This is a genomic window from Duganella sp. CF402 (assembly GCF_900109645.1).
Classification (GTDB): Bacteria; Pseudomonadota; Gammaproteobacteria; order Burkholderiales; family Burkholderiaceae_D; genus Rugamonas.
Window position 1 is genome coordinate 1482521 of the sequence record NZ_FOBG01000001.1, and the last position, 17351, is coordinate 1499871.

General features: G+C 63.6%; 14 protein-coding genes. 8 read left to right on the plus strand and 6 right to left on the minus strand.

Going from position 1 to position 17351, the window contains the following annotated elements; genetic code table 11:
- Positions 1 to 80 precede the first annotated feature (80 nt).
- Positions 81 to 2336, minus strand: coding sequence for a putative bifunctional diguanylate cyclase/phosphodiesterase (locus BMZ70_RS06580; protein ID WP_092271442.1), 2256 nt, complete (start codon positions 2334 to 2336; stop codon positions 81 to 83).
- A gap of 260 nt (positions 2337 to 2596) precedes the next feature.
- On the opposite strand from BMZ70_RS06580, the gene BMZ70_RS06585 reads away from it, so the two are divergent.
- The 3 genes from BMZ70_RS06585 (at position 2597) to BMZ70_RS06595 (ending at position 9159) form a co-directional block, all read left to right on the plus strand.
- Positions 2597 to 4150, plus strand: coding sequence for a tryptophan halogenase family protein (locus BMZ70_RS06585; RefSeq protein ID WP_229205317.1), 1554 nt, complete (start codon positions 2597 to 2599; stop codon positions 4148 to 4150).
- A gap of 105 nt (positions 4151 to 4255) precedes the next feature.
- On the plus strand, positions 4256 to 7315 hold the full coding sequence (locus tag BMZ70_RS06590) for a TonB-dependent receptor (RefSeq protein WP_092271444.1): 3060 nt from the start codon (positions 4256 to 4258) through the stop codon (positions 7313 to 7315).
- Positions 7316 to 7482: 167 nt separating this feature from the next.
- On the plus strand, positions 7483 to 9159 hold the full coding sequence (locus BMZ70_RS06595) for a sodium:solute symporter family transporter (protein WP_092271446.1): 1677 nt from the start codon (positions 7483 to 7485) through the stop codon (positions 9157 to 9159).
- Positions 9160 to 9186: 27 nt separating this feature from the next.
- Here the strand turns inward: BMZ70_RS06595 and BMZ70_RS06600 are convergent, their stop codons facing one another.
- Together BMZ70_RS06600 and BMZ70_RS27910 are read right to left on the minus strand one after the other, a co-directional pair.
- Positions 9187 to 9930 (minus strand): substrate-binding periplasmic protein, encoded by a 744-nt coding sequence (locus BMZ70_RS06600; RefSeq protein ID WP_092271448.1) that lies wholly within the window; start codon positions 9928 to 9930, stop codon positions 9187 to 9189.
- Between the two features lie 100 nt (positions 9931 to 10030).
- Complete coding sequence (locus tag BMZ70_RS27910) at positions 10031 to 10645, minus strand: PEP-CTERM sorting domain-containing protein (RefSeq protein ID WP_165403511.1); 615 nt, start codon at positions 10643 to 10645, stop codon at positions 10031 to 10033.
- A 186-nt stretch (positions 10646 to 10831) separates the two neighbouring features.
- On the opposite strand from BMZ70_RS27910, the gene BMZ70_RS06610 reads away from it, so the two are divergent.
- The 4 genes from BMZ70_RS06610 to BMZ70_RS06625 are packed head-to-tail and all read left to right on the plus strand — an operon-like array spanning position 10832 to position 14760.
- Positions 10832 to 11644, plus strand: a complete 813-nt coding sequence (locus BMZ70_RS06610; protein WP_229205318.1) for a hypothetical protein — start codon at positions 10832 to 10834, stop codon at positions 11642 to 11644.
- Between the two features lie 27 nt (positions 11645 to 11671).
- Positions 11672 to 12394 (plus strand): hypothetical protein, encoded by a 723-nt coding sequence (locus BMZ70_RS06615; RefSeq protein WP_092271452.1) that lies wholly within the window; start codon positions 11672 to 11674, stop codon positions 12392 to 12394.
- 33 nt (positions 12395 to 12427) lie between these two features.
- Positions 12428 to 13351, plus strand: a complete 924-nt coding sequence (locus BMZ70_RS06620) for an efflux RND transporter periplasmic adaptor subunit (protein ID WP_229205319.1) — start codon at positions 12428 to 12430, stop codon at positions 13349 to 13351.
- Entirely contained in the window at positions 13348 to 14760 is a 1413-nt protein-coding gene (locus tag BMZ70_RS06625) for an efflux transporter outer membrane subunit (protein WP_092271454.1), read from the plus strand. Before BMZ70_RS06620 ends, BMZ70_RS06625 begins: the two co-directional genes overlap by 4 nt.
- A gap of 24 nt (positions 14761 to 14784) precedes the next feature.
- Here the strand turns inward: BMZ70_RS06625 and BMZ70_RS06630 are convergent, their stop codons facing one another.
- Positions 14785 to 15678: an NAD(P)/FAD-dependent oxidoreductase gene (locus BMZ70_RS06630; protein WP_092271456.1), complete on the minus strand. Its 894-nt coding sequence runs from the start codon at positions 15676 to 15678 to the stop codon at positions 14785 to 14787.
- 104 nt (positions 15679 to 15782) lie between these two features.
- Between BMZ70_RS06630 and BMZ70_RS06635 the strand changes: the two genes are divergently transcribed.
- The gene (locus BMZ70_RS06635; RefSeq protein WP_092271458.1) at positions 15783 to 16430 is read left to right on the plus strand and encodes a TetR/AcrR family transcriptional regulator; all 648 of its coding nucleotides are present in this window, start codon (positions 15783 to 15785) and stop codon (positions 16428 to 16430) included.
- A gap of 35 nt (positions 16431 to 16465) precedes the next feature.
- On the opposite strand, the gene BMZ70_RS06640 is transcribed toward BMZ70_RS06635, so the two are convergent.
- Complete coding sequence (locus BMZ70_RS06640) at positions 16466 to 16930, minus strand: M48 family metalloprotease (protein WP_307184029.1); 465 nt, start codon at positions 16928 to 16930, stop codon at positions 16466 to 16468.
- Positions 16931 to 16936: 6 nt separating this feature from the next.
- Positions 16937 to 17284: a LuxR C-terminal-related transcriptional regulator gene (locus BMZ70_RS06645; protein WP_229205320.1), complete on the minus strand. Its 348-nt coding sequence runs from the start codon at positions 17282 to 17284 to the stop codon at positions 16937 to 16939.
- Positions 17285 to 17351 lie beyond the last annotated feature (67 nt).

Below are 17351 nucleotides of genomic sequence, written 5' to 3' on the forward strand. Positions count from 1 at the left end.
CAACGAACAGGAATCCGCACAGGGCAGATACGCGACGGCCTGTCGCATCTCTCGTGCCATGTGCTGCGCTTGCTTTGAAATCAGTGGCTTGGCGCGAGCTGCGCCGGCAAGCGGCGCGCCAGTGTCAAATTTGCCGACACGCCGTGGCGGGCCAGCAGCCCGGCCAGCTCCGTCGGCCGCCCGGACAGATAGCCTTGCACCTGAGTGCAGTCGAACTGCCGCAGGAAGCCCAGTTGCGCATCGCATTCCACGCCCTCCGCGATGATGCGCAACTGCATGTTGAGGCCCAGGTCGATGATGGTGCGGACGATGGCGCAGTCGTTGCGGTTGTGCGGCACGCCCTGCAGGAACACGCGGTCGATCTTGATCGAACTGATCGGCAGGGTCTTCAGCAGCGACAGCGAGGAATAGCCCATGCCGAAATCGTCGAGGCTGATTTCAAAGCCCAGCCGCACCAGCTCGCGCATGATGGGCAGGGTCTTGTCGATGCGGCGCATGATCACGCCTTCGGTCAGTTCGAGGCAGATCCGCGCCGGATCGACGCCGGCCGCATCGACGATGGCCATCAGCTCGTGCGGCAAATCGTCGTCGAGGAATTCCGGCGCGGCCATGTTGACGTGCACCTGAACGTCCGGCAGGCCGGCCGCCTGCAGCAGCGGCAGATCGCGGCACACCTGCTCGATCACCCAGCGGCCGATGTAGACGATCAGCCGGCTCTGCTCGGCCACCGGGACGAACTGGTCCGGCGGCACGATGCTGCCGTCGGCCCTGCGCCAGCGGATCAGCGCTTCCAGCCCCACCACGCGGTCGCTTTGCAGGTCGCGGATCGGCTGGTACTCGACAAAGAACTCGTTGCGCTGCAAGGCGTCCTGCAAGGCCGACAGCATCAGCAATTGCGCCGCGACCACGCGCTGCTGGCTGTCGCTCTCGTTGCCGAAATAGCTGGCCAGGTTGCGGCCGTTGCGCTTGCTCTGGTACATGGCGGCGTCGGCCGCATGCAGCAGCTGGGCGGTATCGGCGCCGTGCAGCGGGAACAGGCTGACGCCAATGCTGGCCGATACCGACAAATCATGTCCGAGATAGTTGAAGCGCGCGCGGGCGGCATCGAGGATGGCGGCGGCCAGCGCGTCAAGCGACTGCTGGTCGGCGCCGGGCGGCGTCATCAACGCGAATTCATCGCCGCCGAGGCGCGCCACGCTGGCGCCGGCCGGCGCCAGCTGCCGCAAACGCTCGGCAAACTGGCACAGCACCAGATTGCCGGCCGCATGGCCAAAGCCGTCATTGATGGGCTTGAACTGATCGAGGTCGATGTACAGCAGGCCGAAGCGTTCGCCGCGCGCGCAGGCCGCGTCCAGCAGCGCGTGGAAATGGGCGCGGTTGTACAGGCCGGTCATCTCGTCGGTCTGGGCCAGCACCCGCACGCGTTCCTGCTGCACCATGCGCTGGCCGGCTTGCGCGATCAGCGCGCTGATCGATTCGGCCAGGCCGGGCAACTGCGCCTCGCGCTGGCGCGGCTCGGCGCTGAAGAATTCCAGCACGCCCACGCTGTGCAGGCGGCCGTCGGCGCCGACATAGGTCACCGGGAAGAAGAACCCCGACTGCAGGCCGCAGTGGGCCGCCGCCCGCACCCGCGCGACATCGCTCGCGGCGGCGCTGGCGTCGACCCAGAGCGACTGGCCGCTGCGCCAGGTCTGGCCCACCACACCCTGGCCCGGCTCCACCACCAGCATGGCGGCGGCGCTGCGCAGCGGCGCATAGTCGCGGTCGGGCTTGTGCCAGATGTGTCGGCAGCGCAGCACGTCGGCCTCGCCGCTGCGGTCCAGCGCCCAGAACGCGCCCCACTCCCAGCCCAACTCCTCGCACACCAGATGGATGATCTTGTAGACCGCCTCGTCCAGCGTATCGGTGCCGATCAGGTACTGGGTCAAGGCGAAATTGAAACGCTCGCGCAGCGCGGCGCGCTTGAGCATGGTGATATCGGTCAGCATGCCATGCACCACCGGCTGCCGACCGGCCGCCACTGACTGCAGGCGCAGCCAGCGCACGCCCTGCTCGCGCTCCACCAGCCGGAACTCGCAGCTGACCGCCGCCTCGCTGCCGTCCAGCGCCGCCAGCGCCGTATCCACCGCCTGCCGGTCTTCGGGCACCACCCGCTCGCTCCACGGCCCCGCGTCGCCCGGCTCCATACCCAGCAGGCGCATGGCCGTGGCCGACAAGCACAAGTGCCGCGCGCCGCGCGCCAGCGACCAGCGCCCCAGCCCGGCCAGGGAGTCGATGGCGTCGTGCTGCACGGCGGTGGCACACTGCGGGCACAAATTGCCCTGGTCATTCTGCATTAGCGGGTCCAAAGTTGGTCAAATAGGCGGCCAGCCGCACCAAAGCGGGGCCTGCAGGCCGGTCCGTGCCTTGCAAAGCAGTATTCATGCCAGTTAAAATGTTGCGAATTTGCCAATCCACTGTTTAGCTTTTGCGGTTAAACAGCGACATTTGCAAAAGAATTATTTGTTCGGTGCTCGCATTAATGATAATTTTGCGATTACCGACACCAGTTGATACCAGTTGCCGGACATATAAAAAATACGCGGGAGACAAGTAATTGAACAATGAAACGCATGGCGGTGGGATCCGCAGGATAGTTATCGTCGGTGGCGGCACGGCCGGCTGGATGACGGCGGCCCCGCTGGCCCAGCGCCTGGCGCGCCATCCGACCCAACCGTGCGAGATCACCCTGATCGAATCGCCCGAGATCGGCACCATTGGCGTCGGCGAGGCGACCCTGCCCACTATCCGCGTCTACAACAAGGCGCTGGGACTTGATGGCGCCGACTTCGTCGCCAAGACCCAGGCCAGCTTCAAGCTCGGTATCGAATTCAAGGATTGGGGCCACCTCGGCAACCGCTTCTTCCATCAGTTCGGCGATTTCGGTCCGCCGCTGGCCGGTATTAGCGCGCACCACCACTGGCTGCGCCTGGCCAAGGAATTCAATCAGATGCCGGAGATCGAGAACTGGTCGCTGGCCTCGGTCATGGCGCGCGAGAACAAGTTCGTGCCGCCCAACGAAGACACGCCCGGCATGACTGACGCCTATTCCTACGGTTTCCATTTCGACGCCAGCCTGTACGCCCACTATCTGCGTGATTATGCGGTAGCGCGCGGCGTCAACCGCATCGAGGGCATGATCGTCGATGTCGAGCAGCATCCTGAAAACGGTTTCGTCCGCGCCGTGAAGCTGCGCGACGGCCGCCGCGTCGAAGGCGACCTGTTCGTCGATTGCTCGGGCTTCCGCGGCCTGCTGATCGAAGGCGCGCTGAAAGCCGGCTACGAGGACTGGAGCAACTACCTGCCGTGCAACAGCGCGCTGGCCGTGCCATGCGCCTCGGCGCCGCAGCTGACGCCGTTCACCCGCTCGACCGCGCAGGAAGCCGGCTGGACCTGGCGCATTCCGCTGCAGCACCGCACCGGCAACGGCTACGTCTACAGCAACAACTTCACCAGCGACGCGCGCGCGCGCGACGTGCTGCTGGGCGCGCTCGACGGCGAAGCGCTCGACGAGCCGCGCCAGATCCGCTTCGTCACCGGCCGCCGCCGCAAATCGTGGGACAAGAACGTGGTGGCGATCGGCCTGTCGGCCGGCTTCGTCGAACCGCTGGAATCGACCAGCATCAACCTGATCGAAACGGCGGTCGGCAAGCTGCTGGAACTGTTCCCGGACCGCGACTGCAGCCCGCACCTGGCCGATGAATTCAACCGTTTCATGGGCATCCGTTATGAATCGGTGCGCGACTTCATCGTGCTGCACTACAAGCTGACCCGGCGCGACGACACCGAATTCTGGCGCCATTGCGCCCACATGGCGATCCCCGACTCGCTGCAGCACCAGATCGAGCTGTTCCGCGCCACCGGACGGGTGGCCATCCTCGACCGCGCCGGCTTCGCCGAGCCGTCCTTCGTCGCCATGATGATGGGCCTGGGCGTGACGCCGAAACGCTACGACCCGCTGGCCGACCGCGTCGATATCCGCGCGGTGCACGGCCACTTTGCCGAACTGCGCGACATGATCGCCAAGGCCGCAGCGCGGATGCCGGACCACGGGGTCTTTGTCGCCAACCAGGCCGCAGCGGCCAAGGCCGCATCCCGGGCCGCCGCCTGACACCAATTACCTGATTAAAAAACTGATGGAGGCAAAAACGATTCGACAAGCGCTTATGAAAACGTTATCAGCAGTAAAAGAAAACACCTTTAGGGGGGAGACAAATTGAGCAAGTTACAAAAAACAGCAATCGCCGCAGCGGTTGCACAAATTGTCGTGCTGCACGCCAGCCCGGCCTGGGCCCAGACCACTGATACTACTGCCACCGGACCGGTGGTGGTGGTGAGCGGCCAGCGCGCCGCGCTGCAATCCGCACAAAAACTGAAACAAGACGCCGATGAAGTGGTCGACTCGATCGTCGCCGAAGACATCGGCAAGCTGCCGGACCGCTCGGTGACCGAGGTGCTGCAGCGTATCGCCGGCGTCACCATCGACCGCAATATGGCGGGCGACCCGAACCGCCAGTCGGTCGAAGGCTCCGGCGTCTCGGTGCGCGGCCTGACCTATGTGCGTTCCGAAATCAACGGCCGCGATGCGTTCTCGGCCGGTGGCGGCCGCTCGCTCGGCTTCGCCGACGTGGCGCCTGAGCTGATGGCCGGTGTCGACGTCTACAAGAATCCGTCCGCCGAACAGGTGGAAGGCGCGGTGGCCGCGCTGGTCAACCTGCGCACCGCCCTGCCGTTCGACTACAAGGGCTTCAAGGGCGTGATGGGCGTATCGGAATCGTATTCCACCCTGCGCAAGGGCAAGCCTTCGCCGACCGGCACCATCCTGCTGTCGAACCGCTGGGCCACCGACCTCGGCGAGTTCGGCGCCCTGATCGATATCGCCCACGCCAAGAGCCCGAGCCGCTCCGACGGCGTCGGCGTCGATCCGTACTTCCCGCACGTGAACTCGACCGACCCGGCCCTGTACGACCGCTCCAAGACTCAGTGGATTCCGCTCGGCGTCGGCTATCGCTCGCAGGACTTCGACCGTACCCGCCGCGGCGACTACGCCGCCTTCCAGTGGCGTCCGAACAAGGACCTGACCGCGTCGCTGACCTACTTCAAGACCAAGTACAAGGAAGACCTCGACGAGCACGTGGTGGCCTCGTCCGAAGACAAGTGGTACCAGCAGGTGGCCAGCTCCAACGCGGTGTTCGACAAGAATGGCGCGTTCCAGAGCGGCACCATCTCGAACCCGACCTATGGCGGCTCGCCGTTCAACAGCTCGCAGCGCATCAACACCCGTGAATCCGGCACCCGCGACCTGTCGCTGAACGTGCAATGGCGCGTGTCGCCGTCCCTGACCTGGACCAATGACTTCCAGCACGTGCGCTCGACCACCGAGGGCTTCGACGCCGACGTCTCGACCGGCTTCATCCTGCCGAACCAGACGATGGACATGACCGGCAGCGTGCCGCAGATCAGCCTCGGTTCGGCGGCCTACATGGCCGATGCGAAAAACTACTACTGGGCCTACACCCAGGAAGCACTGGACCGCGCCAAGGCCACCCAGAAGGCGTGGAAGTCGGACTTCAAGTACTCGTTCGACGATCCGGTGCTGCGCGACGTCCGCTTTGGCGTGCGCTTCACCGACCGCGAAGGCGTCAACAACAAGGCCCAGAAGTTCTACAACTGGCAGGGCATTACCTTCCCGTGGATGGAAGGCTGGCAGATCCCGCACGTGGCACGCCTGAACGATCCGCGCTTCGCCGGCGGCGCTTCGCTGCAGACCATCGACAACTTCTTCGGCGGTAAATACAACCTGCCACCGATGCTGTTTGCCGACGAGGCCACCGTGCGCGGCTTCCCGGACCAGTGGAGCAAGATCCACGCTTACCACGACGTGCTGTGCGCGGAGCAGTCGGCCGCCCAGGGCTGGGGCACCTGCGATACGTGGAAGCCGGCGACCTTCAACGATCCGGCTGCCACCAACAAGCAGAACGAGCGTACCCATGCGGCCTACGGCCAACTGCGCTTCGGCTGGGATGACCTCAAGTATCCGGTCGACGGCAACGTCGGCCTGCGCTACGTGAAGACCAACGGCTCGGGCAGCGGCTACGTCTCGTTCACGCCGCCGACCACGCCGACCATTCCGGCCGGCGCCGCCGTGACCGGCCAGGACAAGCTGATCAACATTGCCGGCTTTGCCGAAGCGCAGTCGTACAAGAACTCCTACGACAACTGGCTGCCGAGCCTGAACCTGCGCCTGAAGGCCACCGACCAGCTGCAGTTCCGCTTTGCCGTGGCCCGTGGCATGTCGCGTCCGGACTTCAACCAGCTGCAGGTGCAAACCACGCTGAGCGCCCAGCACCTGCAGACGGTCACCAAGGATGCGGCCGGCAACACCACCGGCGTGCGCTTCGACGGCACCAGCCTGACCGGCACCAGCGACGGCAACCCGCTGCTGAAGCCGACCATGTCGACCAACGTCGACCTGACCGCCGAATGGTACTTTGCCAAGGCCGGTTCGCTGACCTTCTCGGCGTTCAACAAGGACCTCAAAGACATCATCATGACGCAGAATTATTCGTACACTGCGAAAGATGTCGCCGGCAAGCCGCAAACCTTCGTGGTCACCGGCCCGGTCAATGGCGCCAACGGCTACGCCCGCGGTTTCGAGATCGCTCACCAGCAGTACTACGACTTCGTGCCGGACTGGCTGCGCGGTATCGGCACCCAGGCCAGCTGGACCTACGTGGATAGCGAGCGCACCCTGAAGAAACCGGTGTTCGAAGCATGGTGCTCGGGTAACGACGCCTCGTCCAACTTCAACCTGAGCATCAATGGCTGCGATACCGACGGCCGCGCGTTCGGCAAGACCCCGCTGCAGGGCCTGTCGCGCAACACCGTCAACTTCGCGATCATGTACGAGCAGCACGGCCTGTCGATGCGCCTGGCCTACAACTGGCGCTCGCGCTACCTGCTGGGCGTGAACCAGTGGGGCAGCCGGGGCAACAACGGCCTGAACACCAATCCGGACTCCGGTGCGGGCCGCTTCCTGATCCCGACCACCAACAACGACCAGGCCTTCGGCCTGCCGCTGTACCAGGCTGCGTATGGCCAGGTGGATGCGTCGATCTTCTACGACTTCACGGACAAGTTCCGTGTCGGCCTGGAAGGCACCAACCTGACCAACTCGTACACGCGCCAGATCATGCAACAGCACTCGGGTGAGTTCACCCGCCAGGTGTTCATGAGCGGTCCGCGCTACACCCTGCTGGCACAGTACTCGTTCTAAGCTGTAACACCCCCGCCGCCGCCGTGGCCCGCAAAGCCCCGGCGGCGTTTTTTATTACGAAATTAAACAAACCCGGCAATGATTCTCGCGAAGCTGCGCTGGCACGGTGATTCCTGCGCGATAATGCCAGCCGCAACCTTTATTCCGAGATAGAAGAGACACTATTCATGACCGCATTTTCCACACTCGATTCCATCGTTTTCCTGGTGTATTTTGTCCTGGTGGCCGGCTACGGCATCTGGGTCTATCGGCGGCGCCAGGCCAGCTCCGGCCTGGCCTCCCACGATTACTTCCTGGCGGAAGGCTCGCTGACCTGGTGGGCCATCGGCGCCTCCCTGATCGCCTCCAATATTTCGGCCGAACAGTTCATCGGCATGAGCGGTTCCGGCTACCGCATCGGCATGGCGATCGCCGTGTACGAGCTGATGGCCGCCGCCACGCTGGTGATTGTGGCCGTGTTCTTCATGCCGGTGTATCTTAAACACCACATTTACACCATGCCGCAATTCCTCGAGCAGCGCTACGGCAAGGCGGTCGCCACCACGATGGCGCTGTTCTGGCTGGGCCTGTACGTGGTGGTCAACCTGACCTCGATCCTGTACCTGGGCGCGCTGGCGATTTCCAGCCTGTCGGGCATCGCCCTGCTGCCGTGCATGCTGTTCCTGGCCGTGTTCGCCGCCATCATCACGCTGGGCGGCATGAAGGTGATCGGTTATACCGACGTGGTGCAGGTGGCCTGCCTGGTGGTCGGCGGCCTGGTCACGACCTGGCTGGCGCTGGACCTGGTGGCCTCGCTGGCCAACGGCCACGGCGCGCTGCAAGGCCTGTCCGAGCTGTACAAGAGCACCCGCGATCATTTCGACATGGTGCTGACCCGCGACAACGCCAACTACATGGACCTGCCGGGCCTGTCCATCCTGCTGGGCGGCATGTGGATCGTCAACCTCAACTACTGGGGCTGCAACCAGTACATCACCCAGCGCGCGCTGGGCGCCGACCTGCCGACCGCACGCAAGGGCCTGCTGTTTGCCGCCTTCCTGAAACTGCTGATGCCGGTGATCGTGGTACTGCCAGGTATCGCCGCGTTTGCGCTGGACCGTTCCGGCATGCTGGGCGACGCCATGCGCCAGGGCGGCGAGCTGAATCCTGACCGCGCCTACCCTATCCTGCTGGGTCTGCTGCCATCGGGCCTGAAAGGCGTGGCGTTTGCCGCCCTGACCGCTGCCGTGGTCGCTTCGCTGGCCGGCAAGGCCAACAGTATCGCCACCATCTTCACGCTGGACATCTACAAGCAGCGCTTCCACAAGAACGCCAGCGAGCAAAGCCTGGTGTGGACCGGCCGCCTGACCGTGGTGGTCGCCATGCTGCTGGCCGTGCTGATCGCGCCGCTGCTGGGCATCGACAAGCAAGGCGGCTTCCAGTACATCCAGGAATACACCGGCTTCGTGTCGCCAGGCATCCTGGCCATGTTCCTGATGGGCTTCTTCTGGAAGAAAACCACCTCGGGCGCGGCCATGTTCGCCACCGTCGGCGGCCTGGTGGGCTCCGTGATCCTGAAGTTCCTGCCGCAGATGACCGACCTGTCGTGGCTGATCCCGTTCGGCTTTGCCAAGGCCACGGCCAGCGGCGTGGTCGAGATTCCATTCCTCGACCGCATGTTCATCGTGTTCTTCGTGGTGGTGGCCGGCATGGTGCTGATCAGCAAACTGGCCGAGCAGCGCGGCCACAAGGAAGACAAGGGCCTGGAAATCGACCGCGCCCTGTTCCGTGTCAGCCCTGGCTTCGCGGCCGGCGCAGCCATCATTGGCGTGATCCTGGTGGCAGTCTACGCGCTGTGGTGGTAAGCAGCCCGTAGTTTTTAGGCAGACAGGCTACTCGCTACGGCTGTAACGGGCTTCGATCGCCTTGGCCGTGCCGTCGCGGGTTAGCTTGTCGACGGCATCGGCAAGGCGGGTGACCATGACCGGGTCGCAGATTTTCGAGCAGGCCATGTAGTTGAGGGTGGCGCCCAGCGAGGTGCTGGCCTTGATCCGGTGTTGCGGGTCGGCGTCACGCAGCCACTCGCGAAACTGCAAGGTCGGTCCGTACCAGGCGTCGAAACGCTGGGCCAGCAACATGCGCGGGGCGATGTCGTTGTCGTTGATTTCATAGATCTGGTGCGCCGCAAAGCCCTGTTCCTGGAGGATGTGAACGCCGGCGGTGCCGCGCGCCACCCCGATCACGCGAAAGGCCGAACGCGCCTCGTCAAAGCTGGCCACACTACGGTCGAGCGCGAAAAACGTGCGGTTGACTTTGGCGACCGGGGCGATCCAGGTGTAGTGCGGCTCGCGCTCTTTCAACCGCGCCAGCGGGATGATCAGGGTGTCGCGCGCGTCGCCGCCCTGCACCATCGCCATCGCCCGGTTGTTGGGCACGACGATAATCCTGGCGTCATAGCCTGCGCGCTTGATGGCCGCCAGCGCCAGATCGCCGGCGATGCCATAACGGCCGGGACTGTTGAGCGTCAGCGGCGGCACCTGCATCACGTACAGCGTCACCTCGGCCGCCTGCGTGCTTTGGGCGGCGACCGTGGCGAACAGCAGACTGACTGCAATGGCGTACCGGTATCGTCTCATGCATTCGATACTACAAACCGGCCACTACAACGTCAATAACAAAAAAAGGCCGGCGCCTCGTTGAGGCGCCGGCCTTTCTTATCCTGCGATGTAAAGCGAATCAGGCTTTGCGGCGGCGCGCTGCGAAGCCGATCAGGCCCAGGCCCGCCATCAGCATGGCGTAGGTTTCTGGTTCCGGCACGGCGGCCATCACGCTGACGTTGTCGACCAGCGCATCGGTGTTGTTCGTGTTCAGGCTGGTGTCGCGGAACAGCAGGTGGGTGCTGCTGCTGTTGGCGATGAAGGTGAACGAATACGGCGACACCAGGGCCGCTTGATTAGTGGTGCCATAGGCGCTGACGTCCAGCGAACCCAGCAGCGATTGGCCATCCGATGCCTCCACCGTCATGGTCTGCAGTGCGTTGCCGGAGATGGCGCCGTACGAGAAGTTCACGGTATACGTCAGGCCGGCCACCGTAGCCAGGTCCTGGAAGATGGTGCCGCCCGCTTGCTGGCCCCAGCCGAAGAACGCTGCCGCCACGCCATTGGCGGCGGGATAGCCGCTGCCATCGATGCCGCAGCAATTGATGTAGGCCGAGATCGGTGCGAAACCGACGGTCTGGGTCGAGCCCCAGCCGGCGCTACCGTCTTCAAAACCACCGTTGCTCACCAATTCGGCGGCGCTGGCGCCTGCTGCAGCGAAGGCCAGCAAGCTGGCGGCAATTACTTTTTTCATGGTGAGCATCCTTTTAATATCCATTAAACAACAGTGATTGCCATTTTACATCACAATTGTCGGCGAGAGTAATATTTTTAACATGCTTTTCAGCAACTTATTTCATGGTTTAGCGGGCTGGCGTCCGTCTTCCTCAGCCAAGCTGTGTTAGGCTAGCCAACCTGTCTTCTTGCCGAATTGGCTGTCATGTTGCGGTTCATCTGCTTTCTTGCCTGCATACTCCTGGCGCCGTTCTCATCGGCATCAGCGCCGACAGCGGCGCCGCTTGAACTGCGCATCGCGGTGGTGTCCGATGGACGTGCCGACTACTTTATCCGCCTGCTGGAAGAATCGTTGAAGCTGATTCACCAGCCTTACCGCATCCACTACGTCAAGGACATTCCGGCCCGCCGCATGTGGTGGATGCTGGAAAAAGGCGACATCAATCTGTTCTACGGCATGCAATCGAAGGAAAAAGACAGCAACGCACAGCTGGTCGCGGTGCGCAACGCCCTGACCAATGGCCTGATCGGCCAGCGCGTGCTGTTGATCCGCCAGGCCGACGCTAATGTTTTCGCACAAGTCCAGACGGTGGCTGAGCTGAAGCGTACCGGCTTGATCGCCGGCTTCGGCGCCGGCTGGGGTGACACCAGGGTATGGAAGGCTGCGGGCCTGCCGCTGTACGAGCACGCCGCACCGTGGAGCACGATTTACGCGATGGTGGCGGCGAAAAACCGCAACGTCGACTACCTGCCGCGCGGCGTTATTGAAGTGATGGAAGAAGCACGCACGCATCCCGAGCTGGTGGTGGAACAGCACCTGCTAGTAGAATACAGCGCTGACTTTGCTTACTATCTGAACGCATCGGTCGCCAGCTACCGTCCCATCATCGAGCGGGCGTTGAAGGAGGCCGAAGCGACCGGACTCAAAGCCCGCCTGATCGAGGAAGCATTTGGCGCCGATATCAAGGCGCTCCGCCTGAACCGCCGCCTGCGCGTGCGGCTTTCGGCGGCTCCTTGAATCCGAACCAACACCGCCCACCGTACCATGAATACTATCGACCTGCCCTTCCGGGCAACCACCACGGAAGCCTGCGCCTGGATGGCCCGGCAAACCGGCGACGCCTGGACTTTGGCGCGCCTGCTTGAACACGCGCTGACGCCAGTCGTGTGGCTCGACTATGACGCCGCCTATCCTGAATTGTTCGGCGACGCCAATGGCGGCTACGCCGCCCCCATCTTTTTCGCCGACGACATTGCCCGGCTGGCAGCCGGCAGCGAAGACGTCCTGATCACGTTTACCAAAGACGCCTACAAACTGCCGGCTCGCCTGCCCGAGCCCGGATTTCGCCGCCCGCTCGATCAGCTGCGCTTCCAGAAAAAAGACCTGGAGCGGCTCGCCGGCAAGCTCAAGCACGAAGCGCAAGCCGCGCAGCGTCCACCGCAGGACAACAGCGGGGCCGCCAAGGAGTCGCAAGCAGGTATCGGCAAGGACGAGGTACTGACTGCATTTGCCGGCATGGTGCGGCTGGACCTGGCACGCGCCCTGGATGAGGCTATCGGCATCTTTGGCGACGATGGCGCCCGCGTCAAAGCCAGCGCCCGCAAGAGCAAGCGCAACGCGGTCTGGAATCCCGTCACGCTGGCGCTCGGGCTGCATGACGTCTACCGCGTGCCGTTCGGTCCGCTGAAACGCGCATTCAAGACCCACGACTTCCTCTCTCCGTGGCAAGGCGCCTGGGACGAATCGCTGCGCCTGCTGGGACAATAAACAATGACTGCTGTTTTGAACGAAGTAAAACTGATGAACGACAAAAAAGACCGCGCCCATCGCCCTACCCGCCTGGCCGCAGCAGCGCTCGTGCTGGCACTGGCAGCCAATCTCTCGCTGGCGCAAGCACTGGAAACAGCAGAGGCGCCGCAAACGGTCGACGCCATCGGGAAATTGCAGTTCCACCGGTTTGCCGACGTCAATGCCCAGGTCGCCGGCCAGATCAAGGATGTGCCGGTTGCGGTCGGCGACGCCGTGCGGGAAGGCCAGCTGGTGATGGAAATCTCGCCGGCGGTGCGCGCCAACCAGATGGAAAGCAACCGTGCGCAAATGGCGCGGCTGCGGGCCGAACTGGCGGACCAGCAAGCCCAGACAGATTTCGCCGAGTCGCAGTTCAAGCGCCAGACCCAGCTCAAGGCGCAAAACGCCACCCGCGAAGAAAGCTTCGAGTCGAGCCGCATGAATGTCTCGTCGGCCCGCGCCCGGCTGGACTCCATCAACGCGCAGATCCAGCAGCTGGAAGCGACGCTGAAACTCGATGAAGAAAGCAACCGGCAAAAGCAGGTGCTGGCGCCGCTGTCGGGAACCGTGGTGGCGCTTAATGCGCGCGTCGGGCAAACGGTGGGCGTCGGCCAGGCGGCCCTGCCCTTGATGCGCATTGCCGACCTGTCGCAGATGACGGTCCAGGCGCGCGTGGCCGAGGCCGATGTGACGCGCCTGAAGCGCGGCATGACCGCCAACTTCCAGACGCCCGGCTATCCCGGCCGCACCTGGTCGGGCAAGCTGCGCCAGGTGCTGCCCGTACCTGCCGACGGCACGGGCGAGCAAGGCAAGCAGACTTTTTACAATGTGCTGTTCGAGGTCGATAATCCGGAGCAGGAACTGATGAGCGGCATGACCGCCAAGGTGCAGTTCATCATTCAGCCCAAGCCCGCTGCGTCGGTGGGAGCGCCATGAAGCAAGGCGCTGCACACTACGCGCCGCGCGTGCGCGTGCTGGCGGGCTGCCTCGCCGGCATTTTACTGGCCGGCTGTGCCCACAAAATCCCGGTGGCGGAACCGGCGCCGACAGTCGAATTGCCGGCCGGCTGGTCGCAGGCGGGCAAGCCGGGCAGCCAGGAATGGCCGGACACCGACTGGTGGCAACGCTTCGGCAGCGACGAACTGAGCCAACTGGTGCGCGAGGGCCAGGACAGCAACCTGCAACTGGCGGCCGCGCTGTCGCGCATGCGCCAGGCGGCGGCGCAGGCACGGATTGCCGGCGTCGCGCTGCTGCCGTCCGTCGACGCCTCCGCAAGCGCCAGCCGGGATCTGCCGCTGGCGGGCAATCGCAACGCCAATGTTTCAACCAGCGGACAGTTGCAGGTGTCTTACGAGCTCGACTTTTGGGGCAAGAACGCCGCCAGCGTTGCCGCAGCCGAGGCATCGCTCCGGGCCAATTTCTACGACCGCCAAACCGTGGCGCTCACCGTCACCAGCGGCGTCGTGTCGACCTATCTGCAGCTCTTGTCCCTGCACGACCGGCTCGCCGTCGCGCGCGAGAACGCCAGCACTGCAGAGCATGTGCTGTCGCTGGTCGAAGCCCAGAGCAGCGTCGGCGCCGCCACTTCGGTGGACCTGGCTCGCCAGCGTTCCGCCGTCGCCAGCCAACATGCCACCATCCCTGCTTTGCTGCAGCAGCAGCGCGAGGCGCAGTCTGCGCTGGCCATCTTGCTTGGCCGGTCGCCGCAAACCTTCAAAGTCAGCGATAGCGGACTGGCCACCATCCGCTTGCCCGAAGTAACGGCGGGCATGCCGTCCGAACTGCTGTCGCGGCGCCCCGACATCCGCCGTTCGGAAGCGGTGCTGGCAGCCGCCAGCGCGAATGTCGAAGCAGCGCGCGCGGCACTGTTCCCCAGCATTCGCCTGACCGGATCGACCGGCACGCAAAGCAATGCCTTGCTGTCGCTGCTGAACGCCCAAAATTTGTTCGCCAATGTCGGCGCCTCTTTGGTGGCGCCGATTTTCGATGGCGGCCGTTTGCGGACCGAGCGTGATCTCGCCATCGAACAGAAGCAAGAGCTGGTGCAGACCTATCGCTCGACCGTCCTCGCGGCCTTGGCGGAAGTGGACACGGTGCTGGGCCAGATCAGCAGTCTCGACGAACAGCGCCGGCTGAAAGAGGTGGAACTGGAACAGTCGCGCCTTGCCTTCAACTTATCGGAGATCCGCTACAAGGCCGGGGCCGAAGACCTGATGACCGTGCTCGATACCCAGCGCAACCTGTCGGACGTGCAAAATGAGCTGGGCATACTGAAACTCAAACGCCTGCAAGCCACGGTATCGCTCTACAAAGCCCTCGGCGGCGGCTGGCAGAGCGAAGGCTGACAACCGGCTAAGACATCGTCGTCCTCAAACCAGCATCGACTGCTGGGCGGAGATACCCGCCGTCGCGCCCTGCGCTATTGCTGCGGTGACCGAGGCCATCAGCGGGTTTGCGAGATCACCCGCCGCATAGATGCCGGGCATGCTGGTTTCGCGGCGCTCGTCGACCTGAAGGGCGATACCGAACGGCGTGTTGACCGTGGCCAGGCCCAATGATTCATGCAGGCTGGCGGATGGCTTGTTGCGCGGATGCGCAAACAACATGTCGACCGCGACATCGGGCCCGGCATCGAGCTTGACGGTGGCATGATGGTCCCCGTGACGGGCGATTCCGGTGACCCGGCCCTCGACCACAGGTATCGCGCGGCGTTCCAGGTCGGCCCTGATATCGGGTGCAATGTCGTGACCATCGGCGAACACCGTCAACCTGTCGGTCCAATCGTGGTACAGCCTGACATAATTATGCGACTGCGGGCCCGACCAGACGAGGCCCCAATGCTGGCCGGCGACCTCAAAGCCATCGCAATAGGGACAAGGCACAATGGAGGCGCCCCAGTTGTCGGCGAAGCCCGGAATATCGGGCATCTGGTCGGCAACGCCATAGCTCAGGATCAGCCGGCGCGCCTCAAGGCCTTGACCATCGCCGGTGGTGACGGAGAACTGGTCAATGGCGCCGGCGACGCTGTCGGCCCGGGCATGGACCAGCCTGATCGTGGGATAACGCGCCAGCTGCTGCCGCGCCTCGGCCAGGATGTCCAGCGGTGGCTTGTGGTCGTGCCCGAGCAGGCCGTGCGAGTGGCCGGCGAAGCGATTGCGCGGCAGGCCGGTATCGAGAACGATGACCTTGCGGCGGGCACGGCCCAGTTGCAGGGCGGCGGCAAGGCCGGCAAAGCTGCCGCCGATAATGATGACGTCATTCATGGTGATGGACTCCGAACGTGAGGGGATGATCTGGATTGCACACTTAAGATACTTCATAGTATCATAATTTGAGAATTAGAATACTAACGAGTACTGGAATTTTTATGAGCGAAAACAGTCAGGCCCGGCGCGGCCGGCCCGTCAACGCGGCGCTTGGACAAACCATAGTCGATGCCGCGTACGAACTTTTTGTGGAATTGGGTTTTCAAGCGACGACGATGGACAAGGTCGCCCAGCGGGCAAAAATATCCAAGCTCAGCATCTATCGGCATTTCGAGAACAAGGAGGCGCTGTTCAGCGCGGCCATCGCGGGCCGCTGCCATCAGTTTGTACCGCAGCCCCTTTTTGAAGGCGCCGACGGATCGGCCGAAGACCAGCTCATGGCGGTGGGGTCATCCCTGCTGCGCACGCTCCTGAGTCCGGAGGTGCGTGGGGTCGAAGCCATGATCATGGCCGACACGACGAATCAAAAGTCGTTAAGCAAGCTGCAATACGAAGCCGGCCCCGCCTATGTCATCGCCCAGATCGAGGCCCTGTTGCGGCAGTTGCACGAGAAGGGGGCGCTGAACGTGCCCGCCCCTCTTCCATCCGCCCGCTTGTTTGCCGCGCTGATCAAAGGATCCGATCTCCTGACTATCGTACGCTTCGATGAGGCGCGCGCAAAAGACGACAACGAAATCGCATCCTATTGCCGTTCAGCCGTCGCCATGTTCATCGCCGCCCACGGTGGCAACAGCCACGCGGGCGGATAAGCAATTGATTGCTCCGGGCTCGCCACACCCGCAGGCTACCCGCGTCCATGCAGTCGCTTCCATTCGACGGCGCGCTCGATCCTGCGGGCGATCGCGGGGTGGTCGTAAAACAGCCACTCCTCCAGCCGACCCGGCGACGCAGCGCGATAGTTCGCGGTGCGCAGCAGTGCAATCGCCATGCCGTCCGGCTCCTCCGCATGCTCGAGCGAGTAAACGTCGGCCTGGTTTTCCATCAGGCGCACGATGCCGTTGGTGAGCGGCGTGAAGACCAGGAAACAAAGCGTCAGGATGAGCGACAGCAGCGGCAGGCCTGCGGGATCCGCCAGCGTACCGGTCCCCGGCGCACCGAACATGCGCATCAGCGGCGCGTACAGCCTGTGCGTGATCCAGAAAGACAAGGTCAGCAGCAGTTTGCTGGCCGAGGTACGCCGAAGTTGACAATGCAGTATGAAATGGGTGGTCCGGATGCATGTAAAGGCCAGGGAATATGGATGAAATATGGTTGGCTACGGAGAGACGATGCCGCGTTGCGTCGCCAATACCACCGCCTGCGTACGGGCACTGGCGCCCAGCTTGTTAAACAAGGACTTGATGTGCGACTTCACCGTGCCAACGCCGATATCAAGGTCGCGGGCGATCGGCTTGTTGGACTGTCCCTGCGCCAGCAATTTCAGCACGTCGTTCTCGCGTTGGGTAAAGCCGTCCTGCAGACGGTTGTCGGCGGCGCGTGCCAGCAAATCCCTGCTGAAATAACGTTCGCCGGCGCCGAGCGTGCGTAGCGCCGTCATCAGCTCGGACGCATTGCACTGCTGCGGCAGGTAGCCATGCGCGCCGGCCGACAAAGCGGTACGCACATCCCATTCACGCCCGCGCTGGCCTCGGCATGGCAAATGCCGACCTTTAAAGGATTTGCTGGCGTCA

Excerpts from the sequence above, each read along its gene's own strand:
- BMZ70_RS06610 (WP_229205318.1), top strand. The coding sequence starts at position 10,832 with ATGTTGCGGTTCATCTGCTTTCTTGCCTGCATACTCCTGGCGCCGTTC.
- BMZ70_RS06630 (WP_092271456.1), bottom strand. The coding sequence starts at position 15,678 with ATGAATGACGTCATCATTATCGGCGGCAGCTTTGCCGGCCTTGCCGCC.
- BMZ70_RS06625 (WP_092271454.1), top strand. The coding sequence starts at position 13,348 with ATGAAGCAAGGCGCTGCACACTACGCGCCGCGCGTGCGCGTGCTGGCG.
- BMZ70_RS27910 (WP_165403511.1), bottom strand. The coding sequence starts at position 10,645 with ATGAAAAAAGTAATTGCCGCCAGCTTGCTGGCCTTCGCTGCAGCAGGC.
- BMZ70_RS06600 (WP_092271448.1), bottom strand. The coding sequence starts at position 9,930 with ATGAGACGATACCGGTACGCCATTGCAGTCAGTCTGCTGTTCGCCACG.
- BMZ70_RS06580 (WP_092271442.1), bottom strand. The coding sequence starts at position 2,336 with ATGCAGAATGACCAGGGCAATTTGTGCCCGCAGTGTGCCACCGCCGTG.
- BMZ70_RS06595 (WP_092271446.1), top strand. The coding sequence starts at position 7,483 with ATGACCGCATTTTCCACACTCGATTCCATCGTTTTCCTGGTGTATTTT.
- BMZ70_RS06620 (WP_229205319.1), top strand. The coding sequence starts at position 12,428 with ATGAACGACAAAAAAGACCGCGCCCATCGCCCTACCCGCCTGGCCGCA.
- BMZ70_RS06635 (WP_092271458.1), top strand. The coding sequence starts at position 15,783 with ATGAGCGAAAACAGTCAGGCCCGGCGCGGCCGGCCCGTCAACGCGGCG.
- BMZ70_RS06615 (WP_092271452.1), top strand. The coding sequence starts at position 11,672 with ATGAATACTATCGACCTGCCCTTCCGGGCAACCACCACGGAAGCCTGC.